Below are 15,049 nucleotides of genomic sequence, written 5' to 3' on the forward strand. Positions count from 1 at the left end.
AACCTGAACCATTAAATCGTTAACCATGCCGCAGCAAAGTCCGGATTCGATCATACCCGACCCCGAGACCCCCGTTCGAGTCATCGGACTGATGAGCGGAACCTCCATCGACGGCGTAGATGCCGCCCTCGTCGAACTCAGTGGCGGGCGATCGCCCCTGAAACTCAAGCTGCTCGCCGCCCAAACCTTCCCCTACGAAGAACTCGCCCCCCCCAACCTGCGATCGCAACTCCTCGCCGCCGCCAGTAACCAACCCCTGCCCCTCAGCCAACTCGCCCAACTCGACAACACCGTCGCCCAAGCCTTCGCCCGCGCCGCCCAACGCATCCAAACCCACCAACCCCCCGCCCAACTCATCGGGTCTCACGGGCAAACCGTCTTCCACGCCCCACCCCCCCATCCCGGACATCTCGGCTACAGCCTCCAGTTGGGTCGGGGTGACCTCATCGCCCATCACAGTGGACTCCCCACCGTCAGTAACTTTCGCGCCGCTGATATCGCCGTTGGCGGGCAAGGTGCGCCCCTCGTCCCCCCCATCGATGCCTGCCTACTCGCCCATCCCCAGCGCGATCGCTGCATCCAGAACCTCGGCGGAATCGGCAACGTCACCTACCTCCCCGCCGGATGTCATCAAAACTTCCAAGGAATCCTCGGCTGGGACACCGGCCCCGCCAACATCCTCATCGACCTCGCCATCACTCAACTCACCCAAGGCAAACAACAGTATGACCACAACGGTCAGTGGGCCGCCTGCGGAACCCCAGACCCCGACCTAGTACAACAATGGCTCACCCATCCCTTCTTCCAGCAACCCCCCCCTAAATCCACCGGCCGAGAAGACTTCGGCCCCGAACTCTTACAGCAGTATCATCAGCAAGCCCAACATCTGGGCCCTGCCGACTGGCTAGCCACCCTAACCGACCTCACCGCCGCCAGCATCGCCGACAGTTACAAACGCTTCCTACCCCAACTTCCCCAAGACCTCATCCTCTGCGGCGGCGGCAGTCGCAACCCCTACCTAAAATCCCGTCTCCAAACCCATCTCCCCCAAACCACCCTTTCCAGCAGCGACGACTGGGGACTCAACGCCGACTTCAAAGAAGCGATCGCCTTCGCCATCCTAGCCTACTGGCGTCTCCAAGGTCATCCCAGCAACCTCCCCAGCGTCACCGGCGCCAGCAAACCCGTCCCCCTCGGCGACATCCACCCCCCCTAACCCCCCTCACCTATTGCCCCTTGCCTCTTCCCTCTTGCCTACTGCTAAGATTCTCCTAGCGAGGAATTCTCTTAAAACCTCTCACTTGATGGCAATCCTTTGTTGTAAATTGTGGTATCTCACTCGTTTTTACTCGAACAAGGTCGGTGGCGCCTAGAAGGCAACTGGCTTGAACGGTCCAACCCACCCATCGCACTGACGGGTCGAATCATCGTCGCCTGGGGACAAGACAACTGGTATAGCATGGTCACCAAACTGACCTTTCCCAACCGAGAACGGCAAGAAATCACCTGTCAATATCGAGGTCGTCTCGACGGCGGCGAGCGTCAATACACATTTGTCTTACAACACAGCGAATTAGGACGAGTTGAAGGAGAAGGTTGGATCACCCCAGCTGCGATCGTTCAACGCTATTGGACCCTCAACGACAAACAACGCCGCAGCGGCTTTGAAACCCTAACGCGCCTCGACACCGGCAAATACGCCATCTCCGGCGGCATGATGGCCGGCCTACACCTCACCAGTGCCATGGATGCCACCCTCATCCTGCAATACAGCTAAACCAACCATGACCCCCCACCCCCTCCCCTCTTGCCTCTTGCCTCTTGCCTTCTTCCCCCTGTTCCCTGTTCCCTGTTCCCTGTTCCCTTCTTCCCCCTCTTGCCTCTTGCCTCTTGCCTCTTGCCTTCTTCCCCCTGTTCCCTGTTCCCTGTTCCCTGTTCCCTTCTTCCCCCTCTTGCCTCTTGCCTCTTGCCTCTTGCCTTCTTCCCCCCATTAACAACCGATCACATTTTTAACCCACCCCTCAAAAATCCCCAAAAACTACTGTAAAATTAACCTGGCTTACCCCCCATTCTCTCTACATCACTATCTTGGAAGGGTAATTGCCCTCAAGCCCACCTAGCCGTCTTTCACAGATTCTGTATGACCGTCATCACCCCCGACAAAACCGCTCTCGACCTCGATCGCATCAACCCACAATTAAACAATGCCAACGCCAGCGACATTATCGCTTGGGCAGCCCAAACCTTTGGCGACGGCCTAGTCATGAGTAGCAGTTTCGGGATTCAGGCGGCGGTTATGTTACACCTAGTGACCCAAGTCAAACCCGATATCCCCGTCATCTGGGTCGATACCGGCTATCTCCCCCCAGAAACCTATCAGTTCGCCGACGAGTTACAACAGCGGCTGAACCTCAACCTACAGATTTATCAATCTCCCCTCAGCCCCGCCCGCATGGAAGCCCTCTACGGCAAACTCTGGGAACAAGAAGACGTCGCCGCCCTTAATCGCTACGATGCCATTCGTAAAGTCGAACCCATGCAACGGGCCCTGCGGGAACTCGGCGCCACCGCCTGGCTAGCCGGATTACGGGCTAACCAAACCCAACATCGCAGCAACCTACGTCCCCTCGAACGCCAGGGCGAGTATTACAAAGTCTTCCCCATCCTCGATTGGTCTTCCAAAGATGTCTACGACTATCTCACGGCCAACGACCTCCCCTACCATCCCTACTTTGACCTCGGCTACACCACCGTTGGCGACTGGCATTCCAGCCGCCCCGTCACCGCCGATGACGACCACGAACGGGATACCCGCTTCCGAGGCCTGAAACAAGAATGTGGCTTACATCTGCCCGCCAGTGACGGAGAATCCCAAAGCCTCAACTCCAGTTCCCTCTAGCGCCGTTCGGGCCGCCCCTCCACCCAAAAACCCAGTATGTCCTCTTTTCGAGATGTCATCGGATACTTCCGTGCCTATCGTCGTTCGGCAATTCTGAGTATCCTCCTCAGCGGCAGTTTTGAGATTCTCGATTTAGCAGTCCCCTATGCCGTTGGACAGATTCTCAATGTCCTCTCCGGCCAACGCCTGGATCAATTTTCCCAGACCTTGGTGACAACCACGGCCCAACTCCTCAATGTTGACCCCGACATCAACCTACAACTCGGGGTCTTCGTGGGCATTATTTTTGTCGTTTCTGTCTTACGGGCCCCCCTGCAACCCTGGCTGAGTGGCTGGTTTCATTGGTGGGTTGCCCTCAAAACTCGCCAGGATAAATCGAAATCTGTCGTCAGTAAAGTTCTGGAGTTACCCCTAAACTTTTATGATGAAAATAATCCTGGACGCATCGCCGGACGAGTCGCGAAAGGAATCAATAATTACACTTGGACGTATCCAGAAATTGCTGGGCAGTTTCTCCCCAAGCTTATGCTCGTTCTGGGAGTTTTCGTCATCATTGCCCTGATTGAACCCTGGGTTGCCCTAGTGTTTGGGCTATCTTTTGTGAGCATTTTGCTCTTTAGTTTACGCCATTTGCAGGCAATTGTTCGTAAAGAGAATGCCCTAGACCGCTATTTAGAAAATATCGATAGTCGCACCTCTGAGATTATTACCAATATCAAAACTGTTAAGTCTTTTGCTAACGAAGGACGGGAATTTAAACGACAACAACAACGCATCGATCGCGCTCATTATTTCACCATCCACCGGATTCACCGGGATTACGTCATTCTCGACACCTGGCGGCGGACGGTCATTCAAGCCTCTCTCTTTGGCATTCTCGTCATGACGCTGTGGGCCACGGTGAATGGACAGATTTCCCTAGGCCATTTCATTACCACCTTCACCATCTCCAGTTACGCCTATGCCGAACTGCGGCCCCTCAGCCTCATCGCAGAAGTCTTCGCCCGCCGCTACAGTTCCATGCTGCGCTTCCATGAGTTACTCAATACTCCCTCCGGGCAAGATGCCGCCACGGGGTTAGATCACGCCGGCGATAATCCCTATCAGTTTAAGGGGGCGATCGCCTTTAAACAGATCGTCTTTGGCTACAACCCCAATCTGCCAATTTTAAAAGGACTTGATTTTGAAATTCAACCCCGGCAAACCGTCGCCTTGGTTGGGCGGTCTGGTTCAGGAAAATCCACCTTGGTCAAGCTTCTATTTCGCTATTTTCAACCGGATTCTGGGCAGATTTACATCGATGGACAGGATATTCAAACCCTAGATGTGGGCCAATATCGGCGGCGCTTAGCCATCGTTCATCAAGATGTCGATATCTTCAATGGCACTCTGTTAGATAATCTCAAATATGGAAATCCTGACGCCACTTGGCAGCAGGTTCAATCCGCCTGTGCGATCGCCCGCGTGGATGAGTTTATCGCTGAACTTCCCCAAGGCTATGCCACCATCGTCGGCGAGCGGGGTGTCCGACTCTCAGGGGGACAGCGCCAACGCATCGGCATCGCCCGCGCCCTGATTGTCAATCCCGATATCCTAGTCTTTGACGAAGCCACCTCCAGTTTAGACTACGAATCAGAACGCTCCATTCAAGAAGCCATGCACGCCATTTTTGGCACACGCACCACCATTATTATCGCCCATCGCCTCAGCACCATCCGTGATGCCGACCAGATTATTGTCCTCGATAACGGTGCGATCGCCGAAATTGGCTCCCACCAAGACTTGCTCTCCCAAGCTGGACTCTATCGCCGTCTTCATGACCTCTCAGAAAGCGGCGACTTGCTCGACTAATCTTCCTTCGAGAAAATTAGGTTTTTTCTCCCCAAACCCTTGACACTCCCTCAAAAGACTCGCTATAATACAGACAGAAATACAAATAAAGTCTTAGCCCACTACGGGGAGCACCAAATTTTCCGAAGGTTAGGAGCAAGGCTTCGCGGCCCCGGTGCGGGCCGCGCAAAGCCAAACATCTAGGCTGCGCAATTTTTTTGGGTCACGATGGCTCTTCAACAAAACCTATAATGATGGGAATAGGGTTGCCCTTTCTCCCCATCATTTAAATGAACCGTCCCCCCAGCTCTCCCCTAAACCCACGCATCTGTATATTGGGCGGTGGTTTCGCGGGATTGTATAGCGCCTTAGCCTTAGCCAAGATTAACCTCTTAGAGCAATGGCAAATCGTTATCATCGACAAAACCGATCGCTTTGAATTCAGTCCCCTCCTCTACGAACTCATCAGCGGTGAACTCGAACCCTGGGAAATTGCGCCCCCCTACCTACAACTGTTGCGTAACGAGCGCATCAGCTTCTACTGCGATCGCGTTGAGGACATCAACCTCGACGCCCGTCAAGTGCAACTGCGCGATCGCGGTTCCCTGAGTTACACCTATCTGATCATCGCCCTCGGCCTAGAACGTCGGGTTCCGCCTCACCCCGACGTTTTGAGCTTCCGCCGCCTAGCCGACGTCGAGCGACTCAACGCCGAATTAGAGCGGCTGCAACATCAACCCTCCCTAGACATCAGCATCATCGGAGCCGGAGCCAGTGGCGTCGAACTGGCCTGCAAACTCGCCGATCGTCTGGGCGATCGCCATCAAATCCATCTCATCCATCGCGGCTCACAACTGCTGCCAAAATTCAGCCCCCAAACCCGCAAAGCCGCCCAACGAGCCATCAACAAACGCCGCATCCGCCTCAGCCTCAACACCAACGTCAAGGGAATTCAGCATCAAGGGGACTTTCAACTGCAACTCCAACAACAGGAGAAATTCTTTAAAGAAACCAGCCATCTCGTCATCTGGACTGCGGGAACCCAAGTTAATCCCCTAATTCGCCGTCTTCCCGGAGGCGAACAAGGTCAACTTCCCGTCACCCCCGAATTACAACTAACGCGCTACCCCGAAGTCTTTGTCCTCGGCGACTTAGCCGCCACCCCCCTCGCCAACAGCGCCCAAGTCGCCTATCAGCAGGCCCCCCACCTGGCCAAAAACCTCAAATCCTATGTTTTTCAAGGTCCCCTGAAACCCTTTCAATACCGCCATCTCGGCGAAATGCTCACCCTCGGCATCCATCGCGGCGTTGTCCACAGCTTTGGGATTACCCTAAATGGACGATTGGGTCACCTAATCCGAACTCTCGTGTATATCCAACGACTCCCCACCCTCAAACAAAGCCTAAGTGTCTTCTGTCATCGACTAAAACGTCTGATTAAATGGCAATAACTCGCCCATCCCTTTAACTGTAACCCTGCAACCCAGAAAAACCCCTCAAAGGCGAGCCAATCCTAGGCAAGCAGTTCTTGTATGGCAATGCTAGAATCTGAAAATGAGCCAGACCCAGTGTAGCCCACACTAAAACCCAACCCCAGGTTAAGTAGCATCCCAAAATCTACCATCATCCCCATGTCTTGCCCTGAGAATACTGCCACCCCGAGAGAATATCAACCCTTCCAAATGTTGTTTAACAGCGTTAGCGATGGGTTAATTCTCCTGAATGACCAAGGCTATTGCCAGCAAATCAACCCAGCCGCCTGTCAGATGTTAGGTCAATCAGCGGCCAGCTTGAGCCAGCGTCACCTAAATGACCTCAGCCAACTCGGACTCAGGGGAATCCCTCCCTGGCAAAACTCGCCCAACCCCCAAACCGGAGAATTTCAACTGCAACGGGCCGATGGGGAAAGCTATCGAATTGACTATCAGATTACCCCCAACATCACCCCAGAGCATCATTTACTGAATTGGCGATTGAGCCAGACCCCAAACCGCCACTCCCGCCGAGAAAGTGCCGCCAAAAACAGCTCAAATCGTCATTGCCTAGACCTGGAGATGAACCCCATCTCCCCTGACGAGTTAGAAGTCTTCTATCGGCTACAAAAGATTTCCGAAAATATTCCCGGAGTCATCTATCAATTTTGTCTCCATCCTGATGGTAGTTGTCACTTTCCCTATGCCAGTGGTCAATTCCGAGAGCTGTATCATATCATACCCGACACCTTATATGACGATGCCAGGGCCGTCTTTGAAGTGGTGCATCCAGATGACTTAGAACGAGTACACCAGTCCATCCTCAGATCCGGTCAAACCCTGACTCCTTGGCGTTGCGAATATCGCATCTACAGCCCCGACAGGAAAACTCGTTGGATTTTAGGTCAATCCCGTCCCGAAGCCCTCCTTGATGGGAGTATCACCTGGTATGGCTATCTTCAAGATATTACCCACCAAAAAGCCATAGAAGAGACCCTACGCCACAGCGAACAGCAGTTTGCCAAACTCCTTCACAACCTAAACGACCTCATTTTTATCGCCGATCTCGATGGAACCTTGAGCTATGTTAGCCATAATTTTGAAGTCGTCCTGGGGTATTCAAAACGAGAACTTCTCAACGAGCCATTTGCCAAATTTATTCATCCCGAAGACTTGTATATCTGTATAGACATATTTAAAAAAGCCTTGCGAGGAGAAAAAAGCCAAGGCAGAGAATATCGAGTTTTACATAAGGATGGCAACTATTATTGGCATTCTGGTAATGGCTCTCCCCTAACCAATGAAGATGGAGAGATTATTGGTTGTTTAGGAGTCGCTCGCTATATTCAAGAGAAAAAAGAAGCTGAAAATGCGTTGCGTGAGCAAGAACTTCGCCTAAAACTTGCCTTGGAAGGGAGTCAGACGGGAACCTGGGACTTGAATTTGCAAACCCAAGAAGTGGTGTTTGAGGAGAAACAATGGAATACTTTTATCGGCTGTCGTGATGAAACTGAAGGGTTTCATCTTGTCCGTAAGCCAATGAGTGAGTGGCAAGAGCGCATTCATCCAGACGACGAACCTCAGGTGAACCAAGCTATCCAAGCCCATCTAGCCGCAGAAACGGAACGCTTCAGCAGCGAATATCGCCTTCGCTGCCAAGATGGCTCTTACAAATGGATGTTGAGTCAAGGCAAAGTCGTTGAATGGGATAAAAGTGGACAACCGTTACGCTTCATGGGGATTTATCACGATATCAGCCAGCTTAAAGCTAACGAACTCGCTCTAAGCCAACTCAGTCAACAACTGAAAAAAGCTCAAGAAATTGCCAAACTCGGTTACTGGTCATTTGATATCAGTAGCCAAAAACTTACCTGGTCAGAACAAGTGTTTCGTCTATTTAATCACCCCATTGAACAAGGCGAACCCAGCTTTGAAGAATATCTCCAGCAAATTCACCCCGAGGATCGCACTCTGACTTTAGAACGAGTTGAGAGAGCCACTCAAGGCGTCCCACAAAACTTTGATTATCGGATTCTGCACCCGGACGGGACAATTCGCCATCTGAATGCTCGGATTGAATTGGAATTTCAGAATGAACAGGTCGTTCGTCTGTTTGGTACCTTCCTAGATATTACCGAACGGGTCGAGACAGAAACCGCACTCAAAGACAGTCAACTCCGGCTGCGACTCGCCCTAGAATCCTCAAATATTGGACTCTGGGATTGGAATTTGCCAACCAACAACGTAACCTTTAACGGCAATTGGGGAACCATGCTAGGCTATGAACAGGAGGAAATCACTAATCATTTGAAGGAGTGGAAAGTCCGAGTTCATCCGGATGATTTAGAACCATCCTATGCTCTGGTAAATAAACACTTACAAGGAGAAACCGATGTTTATCAAAATGAACACCGGCTCCGCTGCAAGGATGGCTCTTATAAATGGATTTTAGCCAAAGGGCAGGTGGTCGAATGGGATACCGATGGAACTCCCATTCGCTTTATCGGAACTCACACCGATATTCACCATCGAAAGCAAGCTGAACTTGCCCTGATTCAGGTTAACCAAACCCTAAAAAAAGCGCAAGAAGTTGCCCAGTTGGGAAACTGGTCTTATGACCTAAACAGGAATAAAATTAGTTGGTCTGAAGAAGTTTTTCATATTTTTGGACGCTCCCCCGACCAAGGAGAGCCAACCTATGAAGAACATCTAACATTCTATCACCCTGACGACCTGCCCCAAGTTTTGGAATATATCGAAGCAGCTCATCTGGGAATTCCACAACAGTATGATTTCCGGCTAGTGCGGCCAACTGGGCAAATCCGCTATGCCAATAGTCGCTTAGAAGTGGAAGTATGCAACGGAAAAACCACCCGGATGTTTGGAACGGTAATAGACATTACTGAACGCAAAAAAAATGAAGCAATCATCCGACAAGCCTTGAGCGCCGCCGACAAAGCGAATCGCGCCAAAAGTCAGTTTTTAGCCAATATGAGTCATGAACTCAGAACTCCCCTCAATGCCATCCTCGGCTTCACCGATATTATGATTCATGACTCCAACATTTCTACAGAACAGCAAAGCTATCTCACCATTATCCATCAATCTGGAGAACACTTACTCCAAATTATCAACGACATCCTCGAAATTTCCAAAATTGAAGCGGGTAAAGTGGAGTTGAAGCCAGCACCCTTCAACCTTGCTCAACTGTTGCAGTCATTAGAGTATTTGTTTAAACTGCCAATCGACCAAAAGGGACTTAGCTTCAGCCTAAGCCACGATTCCCGTTTGCCGAAATTCATCAACACCGATGAACTCAAACTGCGTCAAACCTTAATGAATCTCATCAGCAATGCCATCAAATTTACGCAAAAGGGGCACGTGAGCCTAGAAGTCAACCTGAAAGATGGCCCAAGTCAAACCAGCCCGGATGCCTCCTCCAACTCTCTAGGGATTGAGTTTATCATCGCCGATACTGGCCCCGGCATCAAGCCCGAAGAACTCTCGGTTCTCTTCCAACCCTTCAGCCAAACCGAAACTGGACGAGCCGTCAAACAGGGAACTGGACTAGGCTTAGCTATCAGTCGTAAATTTATCCAGATGATGGGAGGGGACATTCAGGTCAGCAGTACCCTGGGAAAAGGAACTGTCTTTACATTTGATATTCAAGCCGAACCGGTGCAGTTAAAGACTAACCCGGTCTCTATCTCTCAACCTCGTATCACCCACTTGTCCCCCCAAACGGAACCCCCTCGGATTTTAATTGCGGATGATGTTGAAGAAAGTCGTCTGCTCCTAAAAACGCTCTTGCATACCATGGGCTTTCAAGTCCAGGAAGCCACCCAGGGAGAAGAAGCCTTAAGCCTCTGGGAAACCTGGCAACCCCAGTTGATTTTGATGGACTTACAAATGCCAGTCTTAGATGGCTATGAGGCGACCCGTCAATTACGCCAACGGGAGGCTGAGCATCGGCCAAAGCTAAGTCAGAATTTGAGGGAATCTAGCTCCAATCCCCGCCCAACGCCGATTATTGCTCTAACCGCCAACCTTTTTGCCCAAGAACAAGAGGCCGCCACGTTAGCGGGATGCGATACCCTCATCGCCAAACCCTTTTCAGAACAGGAGTTATTCAAAACCATCGGCAGGTATTTGAATCTTGAGTATCTGTATGAAGACTCATCGCCGTTGGATTTAGAACCCTTCGCCGAAGCCTCGACCACAGAAGGCCTCATTGAGGGGTTAGCCGAAATGCCAAAATCTTGGCAAAAGGAGTTACAGCAATATGCTAAATTGGGCAGTGATGATTTGATTTTTAGCCTCATCAGCCGCAGCCTCAGGGACGACTGCCCCAGAGAACGCAGCTTAGCTGAGAGTCTTCTGGAGCTGACCCGCAATTTTCAGTTTGACCGGCTCAATGAGCTGATTGAAGCGTCTCTTGAGAGTTGACAGATTTAATAATTTGTGCTAGGGAATCGGTCTTAAGGAACCCGTCCTAATCTCTTAAGAGGCACCAACCCAGGCGCGTGGGCTGTTCATAAACATAGCGCAATGTAGTCATATCTCGGTGGGAAATCCTTGGGGGACGCCGCACTTGGGAATAATACATCACATCCGTGGGGCGATCGCTATGGCCCCAAATGCCCAACCCATGACCCAACTCATGACGCAGGGCCGCCTGAGCCGCTTCTGTTCCCTGAGTGGGACTAATCAGAATCTCCAGTAGCCAACACAGGAGCAAAACAAGGGCGATCGCCATCAAATCCATCTCATCCATCGCGGCTCACAACTGCTGCCAAAATTCAGCCCCCAAACCCGCAAAGCCGCCCAACGAGCCATCAACAAACGCCGCATTCGCCTCAGCCTCAACACCAACGTCAGACGAAACCCTAACTCACCCCTTGAAGAAATGGGATGTAATGTGTTGCAACCGATACCAAATTGTTAGGAAAACCATCCCCAATCCCGATGACCGAGGAGAATTGACTCCTAGCTTCTCCCAAACCAGCAACCAGGGATATAATCTAGCATAACGTTTCCCGATACCCTGAAGACCCTCAGCAAACACCTTTGCTCAAATAGCCTCTCTAACCCCAGCTTCAGTTGTGTCTCACTCCTCCCAAGCTTTCCCCAACCATACAGCAGAAGCCTTCGACGCCTTATTTGCTGTAACCATCGATGGGCTTCTTATCTTCGACTCAGGCGGCGATTGTCAAGCTGCTAATCCCGCCGCCTGTGACCTCTTTCAAGTCTCATCAGACCAACTTATTGGCCGCGATCGCCAAGATATCCTCAACTCACTCGAAGATAGAGGTCTAACAGAGCATCCTAATCTCCAAGACCATATAGGGGAAGGGTGGTTACGCAGAAAAGATGGAACAATTTGCTATATTGACTATCACACTCACGTCAATTTTTTGGAGCAGTACGATCTGGTAATACTGCGAGACATTACCCTGCAAAAACAAACATCTGAACCCAACTTAGCCACGAGCCAAGAGAACCTACAATCGCTCTTTGAACTGTCCCCCTTCGGCATTATTCTCAATAGCCTCGACGGTCAATTTCTAGAAGCCAACCCAGCCGTTCTCACCCTAACTGGATACAGCCTAGAAGAACTCAAAACCCTGACCTATTGGGATTTAACACCTCTAGACTACGCCGAAGAGGAAGCTCAGCACCTAGATAGCCTACAACGCATCGGCCGTTATGGTCCCTATCGAAAAGAGTATATCCATAAACAAGGTTATCGTATCCCCGTTGAACTTACCGGTGTTCTCATCACCGGAACAGATGGTCAACCCTATATTTGGTCTATCATTACCGACATCAGCCAACGACTCGAAGCCGAACGAGCCTTAGAAGAAAGTCATATTCGCCTGCAACTGGCTCTTGACGCCGCCAATATCGGCACTTGGGATTGGAATCCACAAACCGGAGTCATTACCTTTGACCCCCTGATGAAAGCCATGCTCGGATATGAATCCCATGAACTCGAAAATCGCATTGAGGAATGGGAAAGCCGCTTACACCCCGATGATTTGCCCAGCATCAATCAGAAGCTGGACGCTCATTTTCAGGGTCAAACTCACACCTATCAAAGTGAACATCGAACCCGTTGCAAAGATGGTTCCTATAAATGGACGTTAGATCGAGGCAGGATTGTTGACTATAACAAAGAGGGTCAACCCATCCGCTTTCTGGGGATTTATCAAGATATTGATGAGCGCAAAACGAATGAATTAGTCTTACGTCGAGTCACGAAACAACTTCAAAAAGCTCAAGAATTTGCCCATTTAGGCTATTGGTCCTTAGACATCGCAACGCAAACCTTAACCTGGTCAGATGAGGTGTTTTATATTTTTGGACTGACCCCAGAGATGGGAGAACCTGATTTTGAAGAGCATCTGAAGATATATGACCCGGAGCAGCGTTCTTTTATTCTTGAGCGGGTCACCGAAGCTCAACAGGGAACTCCACAAAATTTTGATAGTCATTTTAGACTTCCTAACAATGAAACTCGTTATGTTAATATTCGCATTGAAGCTGAATGGCAGAATCAAGAACCCGTCCGGGTATTTGGGATTATCATTGATATTACCGATCGCCATACAGAAGCTGCCCTGAGAGCAAGTGAAGAAAAACTAAGGTCACTCTTTGAACTCTCTCCTCTCGGAATTACCTTAAATCAAATTGACGGTAACTTTATAGAAGCGAACGCGGCATTTTGTACTATGCTGGGCTATTCTTTGGCAGAACTGAGTGAGTTATGTTCCAAAGACTTAACAGCCGCGAACTATGAAGAGTTTGAAGTGCAAAAACTGCAAGACCTTCAAACTAACGGTCGTTATGGTCCTTATCAGAAAGAATATCTGCATAAAAATGGACATCGGATTCCCGTTGAAATTAGCGGGGCACAGGTTGGGAACTCTCAGGATTACGTCTGGTCGATTATCATGGATATTCGTGAGCGTAAACAGGCGGAAGCCCAGTTACAACAGCTCCTCAACAACTCCCAGGCTAAAAGCCAAGAACTACAACAAGCCTACCGCGAGCTACAGGAAGCGCAGGTTCAGTTAATTCAATCTGAAAAAATGTCTAGCCTCGGTCAGCTTGTGGCCGGAATTGCTCATGAAATCAATAATCCGATTAGCTTTATCTATGGCAACTTAGAGCCAGCTTCTAACTATGTTCAGGACTTACTTGCCTTAATTCGACTCTATAAAACTCAGACTCAGGATGATATCCCTGAAGTGGTAAACTTGTCTCAAACCATTGATTTAGAGTTTATTGAAGAAGACTTCCCTAAAATCATTCAGTCTATGAAAATGGGAGCCTCTCGAATTCAAGATATTGTGACCTCCTTGCGCACCTTCTCCCGTCTCGATGAAGCAGATTGTAAAGCGGTTGACCTTCATCTGAATCTCGAAAGTACCTTAATTTTGTTGCAAAATCGCTTAAATGGTCGGGGGGGAACTCCAGAAATTCGCGTGGTTAAACAGTATGGCGACCTGCCGCCGATTACCTGTTATATTGGCTTATTAAATCAAGTCTTTATTAACTTATTATCCAATGCCATTGATGCCATTGAAGCCAAACAAAAACAAAATCGATCGCCCAAGTACCAAGGTCTGATTACGATTACCACAGCCACCACAGCCACCGCAGAGGTGTTAATCACCATCGCCGATAACGGGAAAGGGATGACAGCGAATGAGCAGTCCAGGCTTTTTAATCCCTTCTTTACCACTAAACCCATTGGTCAAGGAACAGGAATGGGGCTACCGATCAGCTATCAGATTATTACTCAAAACCATAGCGGGGTCTTACGTTTTCAGTCACAACCCGGCGTAGGGAGTGAGTTTACGATTCAGATTCCCATGGCCATCCCAAACGGGTCGGCTGTTCATAAACATAGCGCAGCGTCCTAAGATCCCGTGAAGAGAGATGGGGGGGACGCCGCACTTGGGAATAATACATCACATCCGTGGGGCGATCGCTATGGCCCCAAATGCCCAACCCATGACCCAACTCATGACGCAGGGCCGCCTGAGCCGCTTCTGTTCCCTGAGTGGGACTAATCAGAATCTCCATGCGATGGCCGAGCTGTTCCTCACGCCAATACAGGCTATAACTGACTCGGGCCGCCGCCGCCCGGAAATCATCCCCCAGCCGTCGGGGTGGGGGACGCCGTTGCCAAATGACAATATCAGCCGAGTCAGCGTCTTCAACCAACTCCAAGGGCAAATACTCTCCCCATTCCCCAATCACCGCCGTCATGGACTCCCGCCAACTCTCAGGAGGATGACCATCCAGATAGAGACGCACCGGAAAATCAGACCAGACTAAGGCCCCGAACTCCGTCTCCTCTAACTGCTCACCATAATGCTCGCCTTCAGGAGCGATCGCCCCCAAAGACGCCGGGAGAGGATGGGAGCGATAGGGAAGGTCCTCCAAGAGAATCCCCGACGGCCCCGACTCCTGAGTTGCATTCAGCGGTTGCAGCCAACAAATGAGTAAAACAAGGGCGATCGCCAACGCCATCCACCCTTGTCGCCGCCGGCCCTGACGCCTCTTAGACCCAGCCTGCACTTAAGACCACCGTGCAGCCCATAAATAAAATCGTCAGGGTCCAGGTAATACGATTCAGCGTCGTCTCAGCACTCTTAGCACTGGTAAACAGTTGAGCTTGGCCGCCAATTCCGCCAATTCCATCCCCCTTAGGAGAGTGGAGGAGAACCACCACAATCAGGCTTACCGCCGAAATCACCCAAACCCATTGAACAATCGTTGCAGTCGTCATAAGGTCACCAACAAAAAAAGGTTACAAACATCAAGCAGAAGCCGCCGC

General features: G+C 50.6%; 11 protein-coding genes. 8 read left to right on the forward strand and 3 right to left on the reverse strand.

Annotation, left to right across the window (positions count from 1 at the left end; translation table 11 throughout):
- The first annotated feature begins 25 nt into the window (after nt 1-25).
- The 6 genes from NEA10_RS04505 (at nt 26) to NEA10_RS04530 (ending at nt 10,647) form a co-directional block, all read left to right on the forward strand.
- A complete protein-coding gene (locus tag NEA10_RS04505; protein ID WP_374111847.1) occupies nt 26-1,216 on the forward strand; it encodes an anhydro-N-acetylmuramic acid kinase in 1,191 nt (396 codons plus the stop codon).
- Nucleotides 1,217-1,327: 111 nt separating this feature from the next.
- The gene (locus NEA10_RS04510; protein ID WP_252664072.1) at nt 1,328-1,777 is read left to right on the forward strand and encodes a hypothetical protein; all 450 of its coding nucleotides are present in this window, start codon (nt 1,328-1,330) and stop codon (nt 1,775-1,777) included.
- A gap of 363 nt (nt 1,778-2,140) precedes the next feature.
- A complete protein-coding gene (gene cysH / locus NEA10_RS04515) occupies nt 2,141-2,899 on the forward strand; it encodes a phosphoadenosine phosphosulfate reductase (RefSeq protein WP_252664073.1) in 759 nt (252 codons plus the stop codon).
- A gap of 36 nt (nt 2,900-2,935) precedes the next feature.
- Nucleotides 2,936-4,750, forward strand: coding sequence for an ABC transporter ATP-binding protein (locus NEA10_RS04520; protein ID WP_252664074.1), 1,815 nt, complete (start codon nt 2,936-2,938; stop codon nt 4,748-4,750).
- 269 nt (nt 4,751-5,019) lie between these two features.
- Nucleotides 5,020-6,180 carry an NAD(P)/FAD-dependent oxidoreductase gene (locus NEA10_RS04525; protein WP_252664075.1) on the forward strand — a complete coding sequence of 387 codons (1,161 nt, stop codon included), beginning with the start codon at nt 5,020-5,022 and terminating at the stop codon, nt 6,178-6,180.
- Between the two features lie 180 nt (nt 6,181-6,360).
- Nucleotides 6,361-10,647 (forward strand): PAS domain-containing protein, encoded by a 4,287-nt coding sequence (locus NEA10_RS04530; RefSeq protein WP_252664076.1) that lies wholly within the window; start codon nt 6,361-6,363, stop codon nt 10,645-10,647.
- 46 nt (nt 10,648-10,693) lie between these two features.
- Here NEA10_RS04530 and NEA10_RS04535 read toward each other — a convergent pair whose 3' ends face one another.
- Nucleotides 10,694-10,975 (reverse strand): hypothetical protein, encoded by a 282-nt coding sequence (locus NEA10_RS04535; protein WP_374111848.1) that lies wholly within the window; start codon nt 10,973-10,975, stop codon nt 10,694-10,696.
- Between the two features lie 15 nt (nt 10,976-10,990).
- Between NEA10_RS04535 and NEA10_RS21060 the strand changes: the two genes are divergently transcribed.
- Both NEA10_RS21060 and NEA10_RS04540 read left to right on the forward strand, forming a co-directional pair.
- On the forward strand, nt 10,991-11,146 hold the full coding sequence (locus NEA10_RS21060; RefSeq protein WP_374111892.1) for a hypothetical protein: 156 nt from the start codon (nt 10,991-10,993) through the stop codon (nt 11,144-11,146).
- A gap of 157 nt (nt 11,147-11,303) precedes the next feature.
- Complete coding sequence (locus NEA10_RS04540; protein ID WP_252664077.1) at nt 11,304-14,129, forward strand: PAS domain S-box protein; 2,826 nt, start codon at nt 11,304-11,306, stop codon at nt 14,127-14,129.
- Here the strand turns inward: NEA10_RS04540 and NEA10_RS04545 are convergent.
- Entirely contained in the window at nt 14,062-14,790 is a 729-nt protein-coding gene (locus NEA10_RS04545; RefSeq protein WP_252664078.1) for a peptidase, read from the reverse strand. The two genes, NEA10_RS04540 and NEA10_RS04545, sit on opposite strands and share 68 nt — an antisense overlap.
- Complete coding sequence (gene secG, locus NEA10_RS04550) at nt 14,774-15,001, reverse strand: preprotein translocase subunit SecG (RefSeq protein WP_252664079.1); 228 nt, start codon at nt 14,999-15,001, stop codon at nt 14,774-14,776. Before secG ends, NEA10_RS04545 begins: the two co-directional genes overlap by 17 nt.
- Nucleotides 15,002-15,049: the final 48 nt, after the last annotated feature.

It is taken from the genome of Phormidium yuhuli AB48, assembly GCF_023983615.1.
In the GTDB taxonomy this organism is placed as follows: domain Bacteria; phylum Cyanobacteriota; class Cyanobacteriia; order Cyanobacteriales; family Geitlerinemataceae; genus Sodalinema; species Sodalinema yuhuli.